The following is a 19,126-nucleotide window of genomic DNA, read 5'->3' on the forward strand; positions in this document are numbered from 1 at the left end:
AGAATGAACTTTGGGACTCTTCTGAAACCCGAGGCGGTCAAGGTTGTTACCTCCGCCTCGTCCAAGAAACGGCTTTTTCACGAGATCGGTGATCTTGTGCAGTCAGCCTATGACCTGAATGCAGCGCTCGTTGTTGAGTCTCTTATTGCGCGTGAAGCGCTGGGGCCAACCGGCGTGGGCCATGGTGTCGCACTGCCACACGCACGTCTGGATGGCATTTCGGACGTGATGGGTGCCTTTGTTCTGCTCGACAAACCCATAGATTTCGACGCGGTCGACCGCCAGCCGGTCGACATTGCCTTTGCCCTGTTTGCGCCTGAAGAGGCCGGTGTGGAACACCTCAAGGCATTGGCCCTAGTGTCGCGAACCCTTCGCGACGCCGCAATCTGCAACAAATTGCGCGCCAACCCAGACGCGAGCACACTGTTTGCAATTCTGAACGAAGCGAAACCCGCGCAAGCCGCTTAAACCGGCACCCAATCCTTGAAACCGAACATCAGGTAGTCGCGCGTGTAAGCTGCACGCGCCAAATCCTCGATTTCCGTATCATAGATATCAGTCAGCGTGTGAGGCATATCGTTGATGTGGCCATCGAGTGCAGGAGCTTCTGCCAGTCCGACGGAAGCGCCAAGTTCCGCCAGTTCATGTGCCAGTGTTTCAGCCCGCATCAGACGATGCGGCAACGCAAACTCTGCGAACCCTTCGATCGTCTTCGATTGGCTGGCCCAATCCGGATCTACACGTACAGCAGTTTGACCGTTCAAGTTCGACTTAAGAAACCGAAGGAAAGCCGCAAAGGCATCCCGGTGGGCCGCCTTGTCGTAGGACGGATCCGCAGGATCCTCGGGCAACGTCAGTTTATACCGCTTGCCCAAAGTGGTGCGAATGCCGCCATATCCGCCTTGGCCTGCGTTCAAAATACGATGACAGAACACGGCATGCGCGCGGTCAAGGGGGTGGCGCAGTACTGAGAAGCTGCGGTGTCCGGGATTGGCCCGCATCCAGTCGCGCAAACCATTCTGGGACAGCTTCGATTCCGGTTTGACCCCCTTGGCCTTGTCGAGCACCTGCAGCCAACGTAGCGCTGGGTCATTCGGCCAACCCCGGATTGGCACATACAGAAGCGGTTGCGACTGACTGGCAAAGTAGGTCGGCACGGCTGCCCCGCGCCGCGGTTCAAAGTTGGGTGTCCGGGTTAGATTGAACTGGTCCACACCCGATAAGGCCTCGGCCATTTGACCGAAATTGCTTACCTTGTCTGACAGAGCGCTGGGATTTTGCACCTTCAGGCTTTTGTCCAATGAGTCCAGCTGGCCGTCGACACCAAGCCATTTTGCCAGGCCGTTCATGACCGAAAGGCTCTGTAGATCCTCGTAAGCCAAATAAAATGCGGTTTGCCCAGAAGACTGCAACCGATTCAGCAGCGTCACTTGGAAGTCCTGCAAAGCGCTGAGATGTGAGGCAAATTCATCGGCAACAAAGGTTGCCTTGCCATCCTTGCGCGCCTTCACATCGGTCAGCTTCCACTGACCCGTTGCTTGCGCAATCTTCCATGACACATAGCTGTCGACAGGATTCCGGGTCAGCACGATCTTGGCGCATTTAGGATCATCTACAACCTTGTCAAAGATGCGGGGATCATGATCGTGGAAATACCGAAAGCCACTCAGGTCTGTTGTCTTCTTAATCTCGCGCAGCAGTATTTTAGGGTCTGCGTCCCGTATTTCCTGAGTGACACCAAGGACCTTGTCGGTGTTCGGATACCCAATGAAGAACGGATTGAACGCCTCACCATGACACGACAACCCGTCAAAAGCATTCAGATTGGTTTCCAAAAAGTTCGAACCTGTGCGCATCTCCGCGAACACGACAAAGTAGTCGAATTTGGCCATATCAGATCAGCGCACCAAGTAGGGTTTGCGCGCAGGGTCCGGGGCAGGCTTTGGGCCCAGCGCAACAGGAAAATCACCCATCAGGTATGGGTGCATCCCTTGGTTCTTGAGGTTTTGCAAGAATTGACCAAAGCCCGTGAGATTTGCAAGCTTCGGCACTTCGGACAGGCGGCGGGTATGGGTCAAACCAATTTCATCCAGAATGCCCTGAAGTGGTTCCATCGGCGCCTCAACGAATTCCGCCATTGTCCACACGCGAATACGCGCCTTGGCGTATGGTGATCGCAACACGTTCAGGTGATCACTTTCGATCCTTTGCAGGCGCGCTGCTTCCTTTCGAATATCCATGAAGTTCATGTTCGAGCGGAACAGGGGCACAGACCATGCACCCGAGATGACAGAGATCTGGGCGTTCGGGTCTTTGGCCACACGCCAATTGATATCCTGGTTGTCACCGGGGCCAAACTGGAAGCATTGCCGCTCGCCCCGCGTGTTCCATATCAGGTTCGCCAGAAACGAGTTCGGATTGTAGTCACGTGTTTTCGCACTGTTGCTGAGCGCACCGTTCAGTGTGGCCTGACCTTCTGCAAATTCGGCCCGGTCAGGGTGAAAGAGATGCCCGTGGACGCGCGCGCCAGTTGCTTTGGCAAGCCAGGGTTCGAAGTTCTCAAATATCTCGGTAAAGCCTTGGAAAACCGAGTACGGAGCAGCGGTCACACCGTTTTCCCAGTCTTCGTTCGGAAAACGGCTTTGCATATACAAACCGGGCCGCCCGCGCGTTCTTCGCTCGACCGCTTTGGCGAAGATGCGGTCGATTTTGCCGGGGTTGGGTTCCGTGCGCTTCATGGCACCGGCTGGGTCCGTCAGGAATGCGTTGTACAGTCGGTTGGCATGGGGCCAGATCTTGCGGGCGACAAAACAGTCAGACCGCCGCAGGAGTTGCAAGTGATCATCGTAAAAGATGTGGGGCTTGCCCTGAAAGTCGAACTTTGACAGCGTCAGAGACCTGCTCTCAATTTCAATGGCGTACTGACGAGCAAGCGTTTGGTAGTAGCTTTCGTCAGGTATCCACACCTGTTTGAAGTAGGCGTCATATTCTTTGCGGTCCGGACCTTGAAGGATCGCTGACAGCGTTTGCCGTGTCAGGCACCACCATTGGCTGCCCATGTGCGGAACCAGGCCAGCCGGTATCTTGCGCTTCAGTCCAAGCCTGCGCTGAAGCTCAACGTATTTGTCGAACAGAATTCGCTGACGTTTCCAGGAAAACGGGAAGCGCAACGTAAACCTCTCATGATCGAGGCCGCCGACGGTCCAAGGTACATCCGCGGTCGTCGCACTTTCGATGAAGTCCGTGCGCGGACGAGCGGCGAGGTAGTCCACCAATTCCTCAACCGGGCGCAGAGGCAGGCATGAACCCGAAGCGAGGTAAACATGCCGCACGTCCGCAAATTCATTCAACATGAGCTCAGACGCTGCCTGACTGGCAGCGACAATGCTCCATGTTCCCCATTCACATCGGAAGCGCTTTGAGAATTTGATGGTCGGAACGTCGGACAGGGCCTTGGCAAATGCGACATATTTTTTTTTCGGCACATTCACATCGACATGGATCACAACCGGACATCCACCCATCGCCCAGAAGCGCGCCGCCTGTTCCGCGCGATCAAGTGCGGTGTGCACGAGCATGACGATACCGACGGTCACGCCCAGTTCCCCTTGGACATTAGCCCCAGAATCTCTAGCTGACGCCAGTTGATGTACTTCTCAGACCATTTGCACCACAGGTCCGGATCGTCGCGCTGTGTGGCGGCATAGGCCTTGTACTCGATCGACGCCGCATAGTGCTGCTTGCGATCAAGCTCTTCCGATGCTTTGGTAGCAAACGTGTCGAGGAACTTGGCATGCAACAGCACGCCCGACGCCTTTTCGCCGCCCCATTCATCATAGACCTGGTTCAGACCGCGCGGCAAAAGCATATGTGTGGAGCTGGCATAAGCATATCTCCGATTCCATTTAACCAGCGGAATCTTGTTCAATGCCGGGGCTTGTGCAGGCTCGTCGGGGAAAAAGGCACGGGCACGTGGACCTCCTTGAATCCAAAGGTTGCCCATACTTTCATTCTTGGAAATCGTGTAGTTGCCGCTATCGAACCAGCTGGCAATTTCCAACGGATTTTGGCCTGAGGAATACGGTTGTTCATCCAGCCTACCCTTCGGGTACATATCCAGGAGCATCGCCGAGAAGGACCGGATTGATGAAGCATCCAACCAATCCGTCAACGCTCTCAGTGGTCGTGTGTCACAGAATGGATAGACAAAGAACTCATCCGGATCGACGACAAGCGTCCAGTGACCATGCGCGTATTTTCGTTGCAACCAATTCAGCCAATCCACACCGAAGGTGGCGGACTTGTAACTGCCTTGCGTATGCCAGATCGAGATATCATCCTGCCCGACAAGATGATCAATGCCAGCATCTGTGCTGTCATTGTCCACAAAGAAAAAGTGATTGACCCCAAGATCACGGTAGTAAGACAGAAAGTACGGAAGACGCACGCTTTCATTGCGAAATGTGCAGAACAACAACAGATCGTTAGGCCGGATAAGATGCGTCCGGTCCTGCACTTTGTGCAACTCTCTGGACTTCCGCATCGCGCGGACAATGCGGCGCTTCCGTCGCAAGCGCATTTTATAGGAGTTCCAAACGCCCACCTGTTTGTTCCATTCCTTCGACAAACCCTGTTTTCAGTTCGAAATCAGAGGTTTCCGGTTTGCTCTCGGACTCTATTTGGCCCATTTTTGTGTGTACGGGCAACGAACTTACAAACAGTTACCAGAATTTTTTATCGATTTCACCAAAGTTGCCGCTGCGAAGCGGACTTGAACGCGCCAATTTCCGTTACTTCCATCCCCCAGACGACATCAAACCAAGCGCTTCCAACTGTTGCCAACCCTCGTATTTGACCGACTCCGGCGTCCACATACACGGGTGACCCAATATGGCATCGTAATAGCCCAACATTGCATTTGGCTCTGCGAAATGCTGCTGTCTGCTCCTGTCCTCGCGCGCTTTCTCCACAATATCAGGCAGAAACTTGGTGTGAAGCAAGACGCCGGATGGCATGTCAGACCCGGGACCATCAAATTCACGGTTCAACCGCGGAGGCAACGCCGAATGGCACGAGTTCAAGTATGCGAATGAATGATGCCATTTGATCAACGGTATCTTGTTCAGCGTTGGTGAACGCTGCGGCGCATTCTGAAAGAATACGCGTTCGCGCACGCCGCCCTGTACCCAAAGGTTCTGAACGGGCAACTGTCGTTGCGCGCGATACGGTCCTGAATCGAACCATTGCACGCAGTGCAACGGGTTTTCACCGATGTTGTATTTTTGATGTCCCAAAGGCTCGCGCGGATACAAGTCAAGCATCATCGTGCCAAATGCTGACCGGCCCTGCGCTTCCAGCCATTGCGTCAACTCGGCCAGACTTCTGGTTTCATGGTGCGCATACACCAGCAACTCATCCGCATCCAACATAAGAGACCACAGGCCGCTGCAATACCGCATCTGTAACCACGTCATCCAATCAACGCCAAAACGGGCGGCGCGATAACTAGACGGGGTCCACCAAACCGAGGTGTCAGGTTGATCCGCCAGGAAGCCCGCTGTTCCATCGTCACTGTGATTGTCGATAACAAGAAAATGGCTGACCCCAAGCGCACGATAGTATTCAAAGAAATGAGGCAGTCGCTGCAGTTCATTGCGCAGGGTCATCACAGCGACCAAATCATTCCGTCCAATCAGTGCGGTCCTGTCGGCAATGCATGTCAATTGGTGTCGGCTGCGCCATGATCGCCACAAGAGACGTCGACGCTTCCATCGCATCCGATAAGCTGAAGACGCACTTGCCACATATGACTTCGTTGAGCGTGGATTATGTGTCGTAGTGGCCAGTTTGATGCCATCTCCATGCATCGGTGATCATCGTTTCCAGCGTAGACCGGGTTGGGGTCCACCCCAGTTCGGCTTCCGCTCGTGTAGAGCCTGATACCAGCTTGGTACAGTCACCCGGACGGCGTTCTCCGTCCACATAGGGTACTGCCTGGTTTGTTACGGCCCGGGAATGGTCAATCACCTCCCGAACGGAAAACCCGCTTCCCGTTCCAAGGTTGAACACGCGGCTATCTTTGCCATTTTCCAACCAGTTCAGGCCCAACACATGGGCATCCACCAGATCGCAGACATGGACATAATCGCGGATGCAGGTGCCGTCAGGTGTGTCATAGTCGGTGCCATGCACCGTCAGCGCATCACGTTTTCCAGCGATGGCATCCAGCATCAAAGGAACAAGATGCGTTTCGGGCTGATGAAATTCACCCACCTCGGCCTCTGGATCAGCACCCGCCACGTTGAAATAGCGGAATATTACGTGCCGCAGGTCATGGGCGGCCTCGAAATCGCGCAGGATATCCTCGATCGCGCGCTTGGATGCACCGTAGGCGTTGATGGGATGTTGTGCGCTGTCTTCATCAAGGACAACGTTGTCTTGATCGCCATAGGTGGCGCATGTGGAAGAGAACACAAAATCAAGACATTGGGCAGCCACTGCCGCCTCGATCAACGTCAGGGAGCCCAAGACATTGTTGCGCCAATATCGGCCCGGATCTTGCATGCTTTCGCCGACTTGGCTGAGGGCTGCAAAATGCATGACCGCAACGGGTTCGTATTTGGCAAAAGCCGCATCAAGCGCGGCGCGATCCAACAGGTCGCCCTGGACAAACGGGCCGAACTTGACGGCGTCACGCCAGCCCGTTTCCAGATTGTCAAAAGTGACGGGTACGTATCCAGCAGCGCGTAGTGCTTTGCAGGCGTGGGAACCGATATATCCCGCGCCCCCCGTCACAAGAACATGTTTCACGTCAAAGTCCTGAGTTACTCGGCAGCTTTGTCCATTTGGACAACATCACGAATATAGCCAAGCAGGTCATCCCGCAATTCATCCCGCGCCAGACCAAAGGCAACGGTCGCCTGCAGGAAACCAGATTTGGATCCACAATCGAAGCGCTGACCGCGGAAACGGAAGCCGTACACGCCATCCTCACCGCCAATTTCGCTGGCAATTGCATCCGTCAGCTGGATTTCCCCGCCTGCGCCCGACTTCATCTGGTTGAGCGATCGAAGAACCTTGGTGGTCAGAATGTAGCGTCCGATCACGGCTAGGTTCGAGGGTGCTTCGCCTGCCGGGGGTTTTTCGACCATACCTTTGGCTTCGACCAGATGGCCCATATCGTTCTTGATGTCGAGCACACCATAAGAGGACGCACGCTCAGGCGGAACTTCCATGGCGGCCACGATGTTGCCGCCGGTTTCGTTGTAAGCTTCCACCATCTGTTGCAGACAAGGCGTGTCCGCAGCAATCACGTCATCCGGCAGGATCACAGCAAAGGGTTCGTTCGCGATCAAGCGGCGTGCGCACCATACGGCGTGCCCAAGGCCAAGCGCCTTGTGCTGGCGGATATAGGCAATTGCCCCGCTTTCCATATTGGTGTCCTTGAGGGTCTCAAGAAGCTGGTCTTTGCCCTTTTTGCGCAGCTCCTGTTCGAGTGTTGGCGCGTGGTCAAAGTAGTCTTCGAGCGCCCCTTTACCGCGCGAGGTGACAAAAATGAACTCTTTGATCCCGGCGGCGCGCGCTTCATCAATCGCGTACTGGATCAACGGGCGGTCAACGAGTGTCATGATTTCCTTTGGCACCGATTTCGTTGCTGGCAGGAATCGCGTTCCCAAACCCGCAACCGGAAAGATCGCCTTGGTCACCTTTTTGCGCATAGTCACCCTCTGCTTACAAAACACGAATTATTAATGTGATTACTACTAAACTGCGTCAAACGAATGTCCAATTCCCTAATCCCGGTCAGCACAGGCTAAGTGTTGCCCAGACGCGCCAAAATTCGCTAATCAATCAGCCGCTGTTTGCCGATGCGGCTTGTTTCTGCTGCGACACGTTCGCCAAAGCTGAACATTCGAAACACCGGCGCGTTGCGGTTTGATTTGCCGAACAGGCCACCACTTTGTTCCCAGAATCCAGCAGGATCAAAGCGCACGCGATGCCGTAGCGTAGTCGGTGAGAACAAAAAAAGCGATACAATTTCGCCCTGCTCTACGCGCCTTGCTGCCTCGGTGCGAAGACGTTCGCACTGCCAGCTCCGCCCGGCCAACACAACGGATGTTCGTCGTTGCCACGGAAAGGGCTTGAACGCAGAGATCGGACTGCGTGAGACTTGCGCGCCGCCGCGCTGACGCATCAACCCCTGACTATAGCCCTTGTCCAGACGCGAAAGCAGATGGCGCACATCGCGAGGCAACAGCCGCCCGGCAACCATATGGGTCAACACCCGCCTGCGCTCGCTGCTTCGGATGGCACGCCAATGGTCTCGGCGCTGGGGTTCAGAGAGGTATTTGCGCTGAAAAACCGCCCAACTTGACCCGATATCAAAAAGGTCGCGTGGAACACGATCCTGACGCCTGCGCGGGCTTGCCGCGAACCCATGATGCACTTCTGCCATCGGCACGATGGCCGTTGCATACCCGCCGCGGGCCAAACGCAAGTTCAGATCGGTTTCATCCAGATAGAATGCAAAACCGGGATCAAACCCCTCCAGCGTCACCAACACATCACGGCGCACGGCCATGTTCGTGCCTTCGGTCTTGGTTGCGCGCCGTCCCTTGGGTGTCAAAAGGGTCGCCCGGTTCGGGCTGACGTCCAACGGCTGTGCGGCACCCATCGTGTCCACGGTACGCGCCTGCCATTGCCAAGAGATACCATTCCGCCCCCGAACAAAGCCTCCAACTGCCGCAACGTGCTGTCGGTCTGCTGGTGCAACGAGCTGGTGAAGCCAGCTTGGCTCAGGCACGGCATCGTCATCGATGAACGCCACGATGTCGCCTGCCGCATGGCTGATACCAAGGTTACGCGCTTCGGAAATGTTTGGCCGGTCAAATTCCACCAGCTTGACTTGATCGGCAAATGGTCCCGCCCGCACCGCACTACAACCGGCTGGGTCCGCAACAACCACGACCTCGAATGCCGGATACTGAAGTTGAGACAACCCGGTCAGGCACCATGTCAGAGCGGTCGGCCGGTCGCGGCTTACCACCACAACACTGACCGTCGGTTGCGTCATGCCACTCCCATTTCTGCCATCATTGCTTCGATCCGGGGAACATCGGCGGGGTTGTTCAACTCCCAGAACTGACGGCCTCGCGCCTCAACTTCGACACACAGAACCTGACGTCCGTTTTCAAGAAAACGCAGCTGTTCCAACCCTTCCAGTGTCTCCAATGGGCCCACGGGCCACGTCGGATAGGCAGCCAAGGCATCGGGTCGGTAGGCGTAAACGCCAACGTGATGGAACACGGGCGTATCCGCATCATCCGCATAGGTGTCATTCGTGTAAGGGATCACCTCTTTGGAGAAATACATCGCCTGACCAGCCACGCCAAAAACCGCGGTCGTGCCGCCAACACGGCCTGCCCTTCGGTCTTCGAGAAAACCGCGCAAGGTCGCTCCGTCGCAACGCAGCACCGGTGTGGCAATCTCGGCATCAGGCGCTGCGCGCAGTCCAGCCACCAACCCCTCGATGAACCAGGCCGGGGTCAGGGGCGCGTCCCCTTGCAAGTTGACCACAATCTCGTACCCAGCGCCCAGCGCCTGGTGCGCTTCGGCACAGCGCTCGGTGCCGTTGCCACAGGTGTCCGAGGTCATCACGACCTCGGCTCCAAAAGCCTCTGACGCCTCTTTTATCCGATCATCATCCGTCGCCACGACAACACGGTCGACGCCATCCACAGCCAAAGCAGCGCGCCAACTGCGTTCAATCAACGTTTGCGACTGACCGGTCGCGCCGGTCAGCGGCACCAGCGGCTTGCCCGGATAACGGGACGACGCATAGCGCGCCGGGATAACGATTAGGACAGACATTAGGCTGATTTCAGATCAACGGCGGGCGCGTAAGCGATAAAGAAAGGATTGGCATAGCCTTCCTTGCCGTAGACCAGCGGGCTGTGATCGTCAAAACGAACAACCTTACCGCCGGCACCGGCCAGCACAGCGTGACCAGCCGCAGTGTCCCATTCCATCGTGCGACCGACGCGCGGATAAATGTCGGCCTCACCAGTTGCCACGAGGCAGAATTTCAGAGACGACCCCGCGCTTTTCATGTCTTTGACCGCGTATTTGTTGATGTAGTCGTCTGTCGCTTGATCGCGGTGTGACTTCGATGCAACCACCATCAAGGCGCTGTTGTCGCTCTTGGCAACAGACAGTGGGGTAACTGCACCCACGGTGTCTTTGTCGAGTGCACCGGTTTCTTCCACCGTTTTTCCGTCTGCTTGAGTATAGAACATGCGACCCTTGGCCGGAGCGTAGACGACACCGCGGGTTGGCACGCCATCTTCGACAAGGGCGATGTTCACCGTGAAGTCTCCACGGCGGTGAACGAATTCCTTGGTCCCGTCGAGCGGGTCAACAATCAGGAAAGTCTTTCCAGTCGTGTCATGGGTGGCCGACTGTTCTTCGGTCACCAGCATGACGTCAGGAAACGCGGCGCGGAGGCCAGCCGAAATCAGTGCATCCGCAGCTTCATCCGCTTCGGTCACTGGGCTGTCATCTGATTTGACTTTCACATCGAAGTCATCGGCGCCATAAATCTCCATGATCTTGTCGCCCGCTTCCAAGGCGAGCTTGCGGATCACGGGGACCAATTCTTCGTACGTCATCAAATAGCCTCCTTGGCTGGGCATTTGTTGAAAACTGCCTGCGCGGCCCTTATGATGCGACGATAACGGAACGGCAAGAATTCCCTGCGACCATCGCGGCATACGAGGCAAAAACCGCTCATGTTTCAATCAACGCGCAAACCGCAGTCAGGGATGGGAAGTGCCTTGGCGATGTTCGAGGTGATCTATCACTCGATCGTGCGCAATGTGCGCAAGACCCACAACAACGCCTTTCTAGCCATTGCAATGAACATGCTGCAGGCGGTGATTTTCGTGATGGCGTTCTATGTCATGTTCTCGGTTTTGGGCCTGCGGGGCGCAGCAATCCGAGGCGACTTCCTGCTCTACATTATGACGGGCATCTTCCTGTACATGACACATGTAAAATCATTGGGCGCGGTCACCGGTGCCGAAGGACCCGCCAGCCCCATGATGCAACACGCGCCGATGAACACCATCGTGTCCATCTGTTCGGCCGCACTGGGCGCGCTGTATGTACAGGTTCTGTCGCTGTTTATGATCTTGTTCGTCTACCATGTGGCTTTCACACCTGTCGAAATCGACCAGCCTTTCCAGGCGTTTGGGATGCTGCTGCTGGCGTGGTTCACAGGGTGCGCGTTGGGGCTGGTGCTTTTGGCCATCAAGCCATGGTTTCCAACCTTCGTCTCCATTTTCACCCAGGTTTATCAGCGTGCAAACATGATCGCGTCGGGTAAGATGTTTGTCGCCAACACATTGCCTGGGTTCATGCTTGCGATGTTTGACTGGAACCCACTGTTTCACGTGATTGACCAGTCGCGCGGCTACACCTTCATCAACTACAACCCGCGCTATTCAAGTTGGGAATACGCATGGTGGGTGGGTGTTGTCCTGATCATGATCGGTCTTATGGGCGAGTTCTATACCCGCCGCCATGCATCGATCAGTTGGAACGCGCGGCGCTGACCACCACGCTGGTGGCCACAGCCGTCAAAACACAACACGGCATGTCAGGTTGATACGCCCACCCTTGGGCAGCAATGATGAGGACCTAAACCTGATCCGGTCCACACCGTGATAGGTCAGTCGCGCTTCATCACCCATCAGCACGACATCTCCGCTTTCAAGCCAAAGCGACTCTGTCTTTCCGCCGCGCGTCGTGTTTCCGATTCGGAACAGCCCGGCATCTCCCAAGGATACGGACAAAACCGGCCACTTGAAATTTGCCTCGTCCTTGTCCTGATGCATCCCCATGCGCGCACCTTCTCCGTAGTAGTTGATCAGGCAACAATCAGGCGCGCGTTCCAATCCGGTCATGTCATGCCACAATTCCAGAACGGCATCTGGGATTGGCGGCCAGTCCACACCATTTGGGTGCTTGGGAGCATAGCGATAACCGGAATGATCCGCATACCATCCAACTGCCCCGGCAGAGGTCATGCGCACCGACATCGGCTTGCCGTACGGGGTCTCGGGCGAGAACATCGGCGCCACCTCGGCAACACGCCGAATATCGTCAACCAGGCCTACTTGCTGAGTCGGATCCAGATACGCCTTGTGAATATCAAATCCCCGCACGATGACGTGCATGGCCCAGTCCCCTTCAGTTATGTGCAATTTTGCCGTTTTGAGGCCCGTTAGAACGGTTGCAGCGTCTATTCACCCTCCTTATATACGCCGCAGCGCGCACGAAATCGTGCGCAAACCTATGCGGGGCGTCGATGCCAAAACGGGTCGTCGCCTCGTGTCATCGCCTTGAACTGATATGAGGGATCGAAAACATGGCTAAAGTCATCGGTATTGACCTTGGGACAACAAACAGCTGCATCGCCATCATGGATGGCAGCCAGCCCCGAGTGATTGAAAATGCAGAAGGCGCACGGACAACTCCGTCCATCGTTGCCTTTACGGAAAACGAACGGCTCGTGGGCCAACCAGCCAAGCGTCAGGCCGTCACCAACCCGGACAACACTATCTTTGGCGTCAAACGCCTGATTGGCCGCCGCAATGACGATGCGGATCTGGCCAAGGACAAGAAAAACCTGCCCTTCGCCGTGATTGACGGCGGCAATGGCGACGCATGGGTCGAAGCACGCGGTGAAAAATACTCGCCGAGCCAGATCTCTGCCTTCATCCTGGGCAAGATGAAAGAGACAGCCGAGAGCTACCTTGGCGAAGACGTGACCCAAGCGGTCATCACCGTTCCCGCCTACTTCAACGACGCTCAGCGCCAGGCGACGAAGGACGCCGGCAAGATTGCCGGCCTCGAAGTGCTGCGGATCATCAACGAACCAACAGCGGCCGCGCTGGCCTATGGCCTCGACAAAGAAGACAGCCAAACCATTGCGGTCTATGACCTTGGTGGTGGTACGTTTGACGTAACCATCCTCGAGATCGACGAAGGACTGTTCGAGGTTAAATCCACCAACGGTGACACGTTCCTCGGTGGTGAAGACTTTGACATGCGGATCGTCAACTACCTGGCGGGCGAGTTCAAAAAAGAGCACTCGGTCGACCTGACCGCTGACAAGATGGCGCTGCAACGCCTGAAGGAAGCGGCAGAGAAGGCCAAGATTGAACTGTCCTCCTCCAGCCAAACCGAAATCAACCAGCCCTTCATCTCTATGGGATCGAACGGTCAGCCGCTGCACATGGTGATGAAGCTGACGCGCGCCAAGCTGGAAAGCCTGGTGGGTGACCTGATCAAGGCGTCGATGAAACCGTGTGCCGCAGCGTTGAAAGACGCGGGCCTGTCCGCGTCTGACATCGACGAGGTGGTTCTGGTCGGCGGTATGACCCGCATGCCCAAGGTGATCGAAGAGGTTACCAAGTTCTTTGGCAAGGAACCCCACAAGGGTGTGAACCCTGACGAAGTGGTTGCCATGGGCGCGGCCATTCAGGCCGGTGTTCTGCAAGGCGACGTCAAAGATGTCGTACTGCTCGACGTGACCCCGTTGTCGATGGGGATCGAAACATTGGGTGGCGTGTTCACGCGCCTGATCGATCGCAACACCACGATCCCAACGAAGAAATCGCAAATCTTCTCAACGGCAGAAGATAACCAGAACGCTGTCACCATTCGGGTTTTCCAAGGTGAACGCGAAATGGCGTCGGACAACAAGATCCTGGGCAACTTCAACCTGGAAAACATCCCGCCTGCACCGCGCGGCATGCCGCAAATCGAAGTGACCTTTGACATCGACGCCAACGGCATCGTGTCAGTGGGCGCCAAGGACAAGGGCACTGGCAAGGAGCAGCAGATCACGATCCAGGCCTCGGGCGGTTTGTCGGACGAAGACATCGAACAGATGGTCAAGGATGCCGAGGACAATGCCGAGGCGGATAAGGAACGTCGCGAACTGATCGAGGCGAAAAACCAGGCCGAAAGCCTCATCCACTCGACCGAAAAGTCGCTGGAAGAGCATTCGGACAAGGTCGATCCGACCACGGTCGAAGCGATCGAGCTGGCCATTGCCGCGCTCAAGGACGAAATCGAAACTGAAAATGCCGACAAGATCAAATCGGGTATCCAGAACGTGACCGAATCGGCCATGAAACTGGGCGAAGCGATCTACAAGGCAGCACAAGACGACGGAGACGACGAACCGCAGGCGGCTGATGAGCCTCGTGCGGATGAAGACGACATCGTCGATGCCGAATTCGAAGATCTCGACGACGACAAACGCGCCTGATTTTGGGCCTCAGAGGAACCAATCACGAGGCCGGCCACAAAGGGCCGGCCTCAGACGTTCCAGCAAAGGACATAATCCATGGCAAAACGTGACTATTACGACGTGCTTGGAGTCTCGAAAGGTGCATCCGCCGACGAGATCAAGAAGGGCTATCGCAAGAAAGCCAAGGAACTGCACCCTGACCGTAATTCGGACAATCCAAACGCCGAGGCACAGTTCAAGGAAGCGAACGAAGCCTATGACGTTCTAAAGGATGCCGACAAGAAAGCTGCCTATGATCGGTTCGGTCATGCGGCATTCGAGGGTGGAATGGGCGGTGGCGGCGGACGTCCCGGTGGTGGTTTTGGCGGCGGACAGGGTGATTTCGGCTCTGCCTTCTCTGACGTCTTCGATGACCTGTTCGGCGACTTCATGGGCGGCCAACGTGGTGGCGGCGGGCGCCAACGTGCATCGCGCGGTTCTGATCTGCGGTATAATCTGCGTGTCTCCCTCGAAGACGCGTTTGCAGGGCTGCAAAAAACCATCAACGTGCCCACATCCGTGCAATGCGACAATTGTTCGGGTACCGGGGCCGAGGGTGGATCTGAACCGACCACGTGCCCGACATGCTCCGGCATGGGTAAGGTGCGTGCACAGCAGGGCTTTTTCACCGTGGAACGGACCTGCCCGACATGTTCCGGCCTTGGCCAGATCATTAAGGATCCGTGCAAGGTCTGCTCGGGTGCGGGCCGTGTCGAAAAAGATCGTGCGTTGTCGGTGAACATCCCCGCTGGCGTCGAAACCGGCACGCGCATCCGTTTGGCGGGCGAAGGTGAAGCGGGGATGCGCGGTGGTCCGTCGGGTGATCTCTACATCTTTATCGACGTGGCTGATCACAAGCTTTTTGAGCGCGACGGCACCAACCTGTTCTGCCGCGTGCCCGTAAGCATGGGGACAGCGGCATTGGGTGGATCCATTGAGGTTCCAACCATCGACGGTGGACGTGGCCGGGTACAAATCCCTGCTGGTTCACAGTCAGGTCGGCAGATGCGCCTGCGCAGCAAAGGTATGCCTGCCCTGCGGGGTGGCGGTGCAGGTGACATGTTCATCGAACTGGCCGTGGAAACCCCGGTCAACCTGACGGCCCGGCAAAAAGAGCTGCTGCGCGAATTCGAAGAACTCTCGGAAGAGAACAACCCAGAATCGTCCAGTTTCTTTTCGTCTGTTAAATCCTTTTGGGATTCGATGAAGGGCTAACACCTCACGTAAGGCGGAGTTAACTCCGCCTTACAAAATCCACTCTCCAACGCATTGAAGATAAACCTGTAAAGCGGATCAAGATCCGCGTTACGGGAGCAAGTGTAAGGCGGATTCAATCCGCCATCGGCGATTCCCCGTCAACCTCTGAGCCTTAATTAATCCTTCGCTAACCTAACTTGCGGCATTCTGCACATATGTCGCATTTCGCTGAACAGCCGCTACCTTTCGATCTGGACGAGGCCGTAGCCGTCCCACTGCCCAAAGGCCGTACACCATCCTATATGGCGGACCACCGCAAACGTCTGCGCGCCAGGTTCATGGATGGGGGCGCTGGCGCCCTACCCGATTACGAGATGCTTGAATTGGTTCTGTTCCGCGCCATCCCACGGCAGGATGTGAAACCGCTCGCCCATGCCCTGATGGCAGAGTTTGGTGATTTTAATCGCGTGGTCACGGCACCTATTGAACGGCTACGCGGCTTCAAAGGCATAGGTGACGCGGTGATCTGCGAGCTGAAGATTGTCGAGGCAGCCGCACAAAGGATGGCACGTTCCAAGGTATTGAACACACAGGTAATCACCAGTTGGGACGCCCTGCTCGACTACTGCCACACCACCATGGCACACCGCGAGACCGAACAATTTCGCGTCCTCTACCTTGATCGCAAGAACGTACTGATTGCCGATGAAGAGCAAGCCAAGGGCACAGTCGATCATGTGCCCGTCTATCCGCGCGAAGTGGCCAAACGGGCGCTGGAGCTGAACGCATCCGCACTGATCCTGGTTCATAATCACCCATCGGGTGATCCCACCCCCAGCCAGTCAGACATCGATATGACAGCAAAGATGGAAATGGCCTGTTCCGCCCTTGGCATCACCCTGCACGATCATCTGATTGTCGGCAAAAGCCGCGAGTTGAGCTTCAAGTCGGAAGGGTACCTCTAGCGCACCCAAACCTCGACCCGGCGGTTGGCTTTTCGGCCCCATGCGCTGTCGTCGCACGCCATCGGAAGCGCCTCTCCGAATGCATCAACACCCAATTGAATACGCTCAAAATTTGCCGTCTCGGCGGCCGCAACAACAGCGCGGCGTACCGCATCAGCGCGGCGTAGAGCAATGTCCCGATTTGCGGTTGCGGGACCGTCTCCATCGCTAAACCCAACCAACAAAACCTGCCGAGCGTCGTACTTGCCCTGCTCCATCGCCCGCGCAAGTTGTTGAACATTTGACCGCGACTGCGCGTCCAAACGCACCGACCCCGCCTCGAACCGGAAAGAAGTTGTCAGGCGTGACATGCCGTAAAACGTACGCGTCATGCGCTGCAGCTCCTCAAGAGATATCTCCGGGCCAGCGGACGTTACAGCGTTGGCAAAGCGATAGCCTTGATCGTTGATCGACACCTCTTCTGGTGCCTGATCGACGAACCCGACGCGGCGAATGACCACTTGCGCGGATGGACCGCGCGTAAAGGCCAGAAACTCCCGCCCAATCTTGGGCAACCGCCTCGCAGGCAAATACAGAAACATTGGTGCCGTAAGCGGATAATCTTCTGTCTTGATGGTCTCCCGACCCGCCGACAGGGAAAACCCGCACGACCCCGTCAAAGTAAGTGCGCGTGCGTTACCAGTGTCGGCATAGCTGGCGATGCCAATGGCAAATGGGTCAGTCAGAACAGCATTCAAAACATCCAAGCCACGGTCATGACGCGTGATCACATCGGCAAAGGTGAAGCGTGCGGGGCCCATAACGTCATCCTCGACAGATTGGCCAAGCCCCGTCCGAGCGCCCGGTAAGTGCAATGATATGGGGGCGTTTGCCCCACCGAGGTCCGCCCAGTTCGTGATCGTCCCGGCAAAGACAGCGGCCAGATCCTGGGGAGAGATACGATCAACTGGGTTTGATGGTGCAACGATTGGCACCATGGCATCCAACGCCAGGACGCGGCTGCGGTTGGCCTGCGTCATGTCACCCATCCCGGCATCCCGGGCAAGCCGGCGCTCGTCAGGCCGAATTTCACGCAAAGCCATGACAATGTCCGCATCGTTGGCCAATAGGTCTGCGAAACCCTCGTCCGTGGTGGACACGTGGAAAAAGAAACGTGCAACGGGTTTACCGGTTTCTGTATCTGCTAACTCGTAGACAAAGTTGCGCGCGTCGATCTCTTCCCGCTCCGCCTCGTAATTGTTGCGCAGCGCGAACCCTTCGATCAAGGCAGGCATCAGAACAGCGCCCATGGTGGAAGAACCGGATAAGCTGATCTCGGCCACAAAGTCCTGCAGATTTGGGCAGGCGGGCCCATCGCACAGCACACCGGAGCCATCGACGGTCAGTTCGCCGTAGACAGTTTCAATACGGTAGAACTCGCCGTCAAATCCCAGAAGCGTCCCGCTGAGTTCCACTTGCCCATCGGGCGACGTGAGCGTGACGTCCTGTGCAAAAAGCACGGTTCCACAAAAAGAAAGTGCGGCGAAAATCGCCGCACGTATCGAAGCCATGATAAGCCCTTGTCGCTGCGGTCAGTTGCTGGCGACTTTCATGTCTGAAACCAAATTGTTCAACACCAGAAAACTGCCAACTGCGTCACAACCGGGTACGGCCAGGGTCAAATCCTGGGTTTTCATCTTGCCGCCGGTCATCATTTCCAGCGATTGCGCCTCAACCTCTAGTCCACAGTTCGCTGCGGTCACTTCGGCCTCAACAGTCAGGTCAATCGTTCCAGACCGTGCCGACATTCCCGACGGAAAGGTATAAACCTCGGCCATCAACGGCTCCACAGACTGGCTGTCGCCAAGGCGAACGATGTATCCGTTCTTGCCGTCAGTCATGCCATCAGTGTTCTGAACAACACCTGACCAAACATGCCCATCCTGCCCATAGTCGGCACCGAATTCGCGTGCGTGCAGTTCAAAACCAGCGCGCCCCCGCCATTGCAAGGTCGTGCGCTCGTACTGTCCAAGCTCTGGCACTGTTGCTTGAGCGACGGCACCATCCCCGTTGGTCAAAGCGAGGATAAAAACCGCCTGCTCGATCAATGCCGGGACGGTGACAGTCAGTCTGCCAGCAGAATCGGTTGTTTCAGTGAACATCATGCCGTTGTGGTGCACCGTCAGCCGTTCATTGACAGCACATGGCGCGTCCAGTTTCAGGGTGACCATGGCAGCGGACACAACCTCTGCATTTGCGATGACTTTGCACTCTTCAGCCTGAGGGAGGATATCAGCGCCTTCCAGCAACTCTGCTGTAGCCGGGGCCGAAACACGGTGCACATGGCTGTCCATGCGCGGGACTGGCGTTGCAGCTGCATCGCTGGCCGACGTCAATTCGATCTCTTGAACCTCAAGAAGAATGTCCGCACTGGCGGTGCTACTCAGCTGTTTGCCGGTCGGAATGATTGAAGACTGGGCTATCGGTCGGGCGACCGCACCATATCGTTCGCGCGCGGTCTCGCCGCTTTGCATGACAAAACCGATACCGACTGCGATTGCCAGTGTCGCGACTCCGGTCGCGATTTCTTTCGTACGTCCCATCGTCCCATTCCCTTCCCACGGAT

The 19,126-nt window shown here is 56.4% G+C and carries 17 protein-coding genes; 5 read left to right on the forward strand and 12 right to left on the reverse strand.

What is annotated here, in order from left to right:
* The first annotated feature begins 3 nt into the window (after positions 1-3).
* Positions 4-468 carry a PTS sugar transporter subunit IIA gene (locus AC53L6_RS03775; RefSeq protein WP_299600658.1) on the forward strand — a complete coding sequence of 155 codons (465 nt, stop codon included), beginning with the start codon at positions 4-6 and terminating at the stop codon, positions 466-468.
* Here the strand turns inward: AC53L6_RS03775 and AC53L6_RS03780 are convergent.
* The 9 genes from AC53L6_RS03780 to cysQ form a co-directional block, all read right to left on the reverse strand.
* Positions 465-1,892: a sulfotransferase family 2 domain-containing protein gene (locus AC53L6_RS03780; protein WP_496906855.1), complete on the reverse strand. Its 1,428-nt coding sequence runs from the start codon at positions 1,890-1,892 to the stop codon at positions 465-467. The genes AC53L6_RS03775 and AC53L6_RS03780 overlap by 4 nt on opposite strands.
* 6 nt (positions 1,893-1,898) lie before the next feature.
* Positions 1,899-3,596, reverse strand: coding sequence for a DUF5927 domain-containing protein (locus AC53L6_RS03785; protein WP_496906856.1), 1,698 nt, complete (start codon positions 3,594-3,596; stop codon positions 1,899-1,901).
* Entirely contained in the window at positions 3,593-4,579 is a 987-nt protein-coding gene (locus AC53L6_RS03790) for a glycosyltransferase family 2 protein (protein WP_299600663.1), read from the reverse strand. Before AC53L6_RS03790 ends, AC53L6_RS03785 begins: the two co-directional genes overlap by 4 nt.
* 211 nt (positions 4,580-4,790) lie before the next feature.
* The gene (locus tag AC53L6_RS03795) at positions 4,791-5,666 is read right to left on the reverse strand and encodes a glycosyltransferase family 2 protein (protein WP_496906857.1); all 876 of its coding nucleotides are present in this window, start codon (positions 5,664-5,666) and stop codon (positions 4,791-4,793) included.
* A gap of 160 nt (positions 5,667-5,826) precedes the next feature.
* The gene (gene galE, locus AC53L6_RS03800; protein WP_496906858.1) at positions 5,827-6,810 is read right to left on the reverse strand and encodes a UDP-glucose 4-epimerase GalE; all 984 of its coding nucleotides are present in this window, start codon (positions 6,808-6,810) and stop codon (positions 5,827-5,829) included.
* 14 nt (positions 6,811-6,824) lie between these two features.
* The gene (gene galU, locus AC53L6_RS03805; protein WP_299203152.1) at positions 6,825-7,718 is read right to left on the reverse strand and encodes a UTP--glucose-1-phosphate uridylyltransferase GalU; all 894 of its coding nucleotides are present in this window, start codon (positions 7,716-7,718) and stop codon (positions 6,825-6,827) included.
* 125 nt (positions 7,719-7,843) lie between these two features.
* A complete protein-coding gene (locus AC53L6_RS03810) occupies positions 7,844-9,073 on the reverse strand; it encodes a glycosyltransferase family 2 protein (RefSeq protein WP_496906859.1) in 1,230 nt (409 codons plus the stop codon).
* Entirely contained in the window at positions 9,070-9,870 is an 801-nt protein-coding gene (locus tag AC53L6_RS03815; protein ID WP_299203156.1) for a 3-deoxy-manno-octulosonate cytidylyltransferase, read from the reverse strand. Before AC53L6_RS03815 ends, AC53L6_RS03810 begins: the two co-directional genes overlap by 4 nt.
* Complete coding sequence (gene cysQ, locus AC53L6_RS03820; RefSeq protein ID WP_299203158.1) at positions 9,870-10,667, reverse strand: 3'(2'),5'-bisphosphate nucleotidase CysQ; 798 nt, start codon at positions 10,665-10,667, stop codon at positions 9,870-9,872. Before cysQ ends, AC53L6_RS03815 begins: the two co-directional genes overlap by 1 nt.
* Positions 10,668-10,787: 120 nt before the next feature.
* Between cysQ and AC53L6_RS03825 the strand changes: the two genes are divergently transcribed.
* A complete protein-coding gene (locus AC53L6_RS03825; RefSeq protein WP_299203159.1) occupies positions 10,788-11,612 on the forward strand; it encodes an ABC transporter permease in 825 nt (274 codons plus the stop codon).
* 24 nt (positions 11,613-11,636) lie between these two features.
* On the opposite strand, the gene AC53L6_RS03830 is transcribed toward AC53L6_RS03825, so the two are convergent.
* A complete protein-coding gene (locus AC53L6_RS03830) occupies positions 11,637-12,236 on the reverse strand; it encodes an alpha-ketoglutarate-dependent dioxygenase AlkB family protein (RefSeq protein WP_496906860.1) in 600 nt (199 codons plus the stop codon).
* Positions 12,237-12,427: 191 nt separating this feature from the next.
* On the opposite strand from AC53L6_RS03830, the gene dnaK reads away from it, so the two are divergent.
* From dnaK to radC, 3 genes are all read left to right on the forward strand, one after another.
* On the forward strand, positions 12,428-14,338 hold the full coding sequence (dnaK, locus tag AC53L6_RS03835; protein ID WP_299203164.1) for a molecular chaperone DnaK: 1,911 nt from the start codon (positions 12,428-12,430) through the stop codon (positions 14,336-14,338).
* A gap of 78 nt (positions 14,339-14,416) precedes the next feature.
* A complete protein-coding gene (gene dnaJ / locus AC53L6_RS03840; protein ID WP_299203167.1) occupies positions 14,417-15,574 on the forward strand; it encodes a molecular chaperone DnaJ in 1,158 nt (385 codons plus the stop codon).
* A gap of 197 nt (positions 15,575-15,771) precedes the next feature.
* Positions 15,772-16,521 (forward strand): RadC family protein, encoded by a 750-nt coding sequence (radC, locus tag AC53L6_RS03845; protein WP_496906861.1) that lies wholly within the window; start codon positions 15,772-15,774, stop codon positions 16,519-16,521.
* Here the strand turns inward: radC and AC53L6_RS03850 are convergent.
* The gene (locus tag AC53L6_RS03850; RefSeq protein ID WP_496906862.1) at positions 16,518-18,071 is read right to left on the reverse strand and encodes a substrate-binding domain-containing protein; all 1,554 of its coding nucleotides are present in this window, start codon (positions 18,069-18,071) and stop codon (positions 16,518-16,520) included. The genes radC and AC53L6_RS03850 overlap by 4 nt on opposite strands.
* A 21-nt stretch (positions 18,072-18,092) precedes the next feature.
* Positions 18,093-19,103 (reverse strand): hypothetical protein, encoded by a 1,011-nt coding sequence (locus tag AC53L6_RS03855; protein WP_299700698.1) that lies wholly within the window; start codon positions 19,101-19,103, stop codon positions 18,093-18,095.
* Positions 19,104-19,126: the final 23 nt, after the last annotated feature.

It is taken from the genome of Tateyamaria sp. LSS28 (genome assembly GCF_059611725.1).

Coding starts and splice junctions, on each gene's coding strand:
- AC53L6_RS03830 (WP_496906860.1), bottom strand. CDS start 12,236: ATGCACGTCATCGTGCGGGGATTTGATATTCACAAGGCGTATCTGGAT.
- AC53L6_RS03850 (WP_496906862.1), bottom strand. CDS start 18,071: ATGGCTTCGATACGTGCGGCGATTTTCGCCGCACTTTCTTTTTGTGGA.
- cysQ (WP_299203158.1), bottom strand. CDS start 10,667: ATGACGTACGAAGAATTGGTCCCCGTGATCCGCAAGCTCGCCTTGGAA.
- AC53L6_RS03810 (WP_496906859.1), bottom strand. CDS start 9,073: ATGACGCAACCGACGGTCAGTGTTGTGGTGGTAAGCCGCGACCGGCCG.
- galU (WP_299203152.1), bottom strand. CDS start 7,718: ATGCGCAAAAAGGTGACCAAGGCGATCTTTCCGGTTGCGGGTTTGGGA.
- radC (WP_496906861.1), top strand. CDS start 15,772: ATGTCGCATTTCGCTGAACAGCCGCTACCTTTCGATCTGGACGAGGCC.
- dnaJ (WP_299203167.1), top strand. CDS start 14,417: ATGGCAAAACGTGACTATTACGACGTGCTTGGAGTCTCGAAAGGTGCA.
- AC53L6_RS03795 (WP_496906857.1), bottom strand. CDS start 5,666: ATGACCCTGCGCAATGAACTGCAGCGACTGCCTCATTTCTTTGAATAC.
- AC53L6_RS03825 (WP_299203159.1), top strand. CDS start 10,788: ATGTTTCAATCAACGCGCAAACCGCAGTCAGGGATGGGAAGTGCCTTG.
- AC53L6_RS03775 (WP_299600658.1), top strand. CDS start 4: ATGAACTTTGGGACTCTTCTGAAACCCGAGGCGGTCAAGGTTGTTACC.
- AC53L6_RS03790 (WP_299600663.1), bottom strand. CDS start 4,579: ATGCGCTTGCGACGGAAGCGCCGCATTGTCCGCGCGATGCGGAAGTCC.
- AC53L6_RS03780 (WP_496906855.1), bottom strand. CDS start 1,892: ATGGCCAAATTCGACTACTTTGTCGTGTTCGCGGAGATGCGCACAGGT.
- AC53L6_RS03855 (WP_299700698.1), bottom strand. CDS start 19,103: ATGGGACGTACGAAAGAAATCGCGACCGGAGTCGCGACACTGGCAATC.
- AC53L6_RS03815 (WP_299203156.1), bottom strand. CDS start 9,870: ATGTCTGTCCTAATCGTTATCCCGGCGCGCTATGCGTCGTCCCGTTAT.
- dnaK (WP_299203164.1), top strand. CDS start 12,428: ATGGCTAAAGTCATCGGTATTGACCTTGGGACAACAAACAGCTGCATC.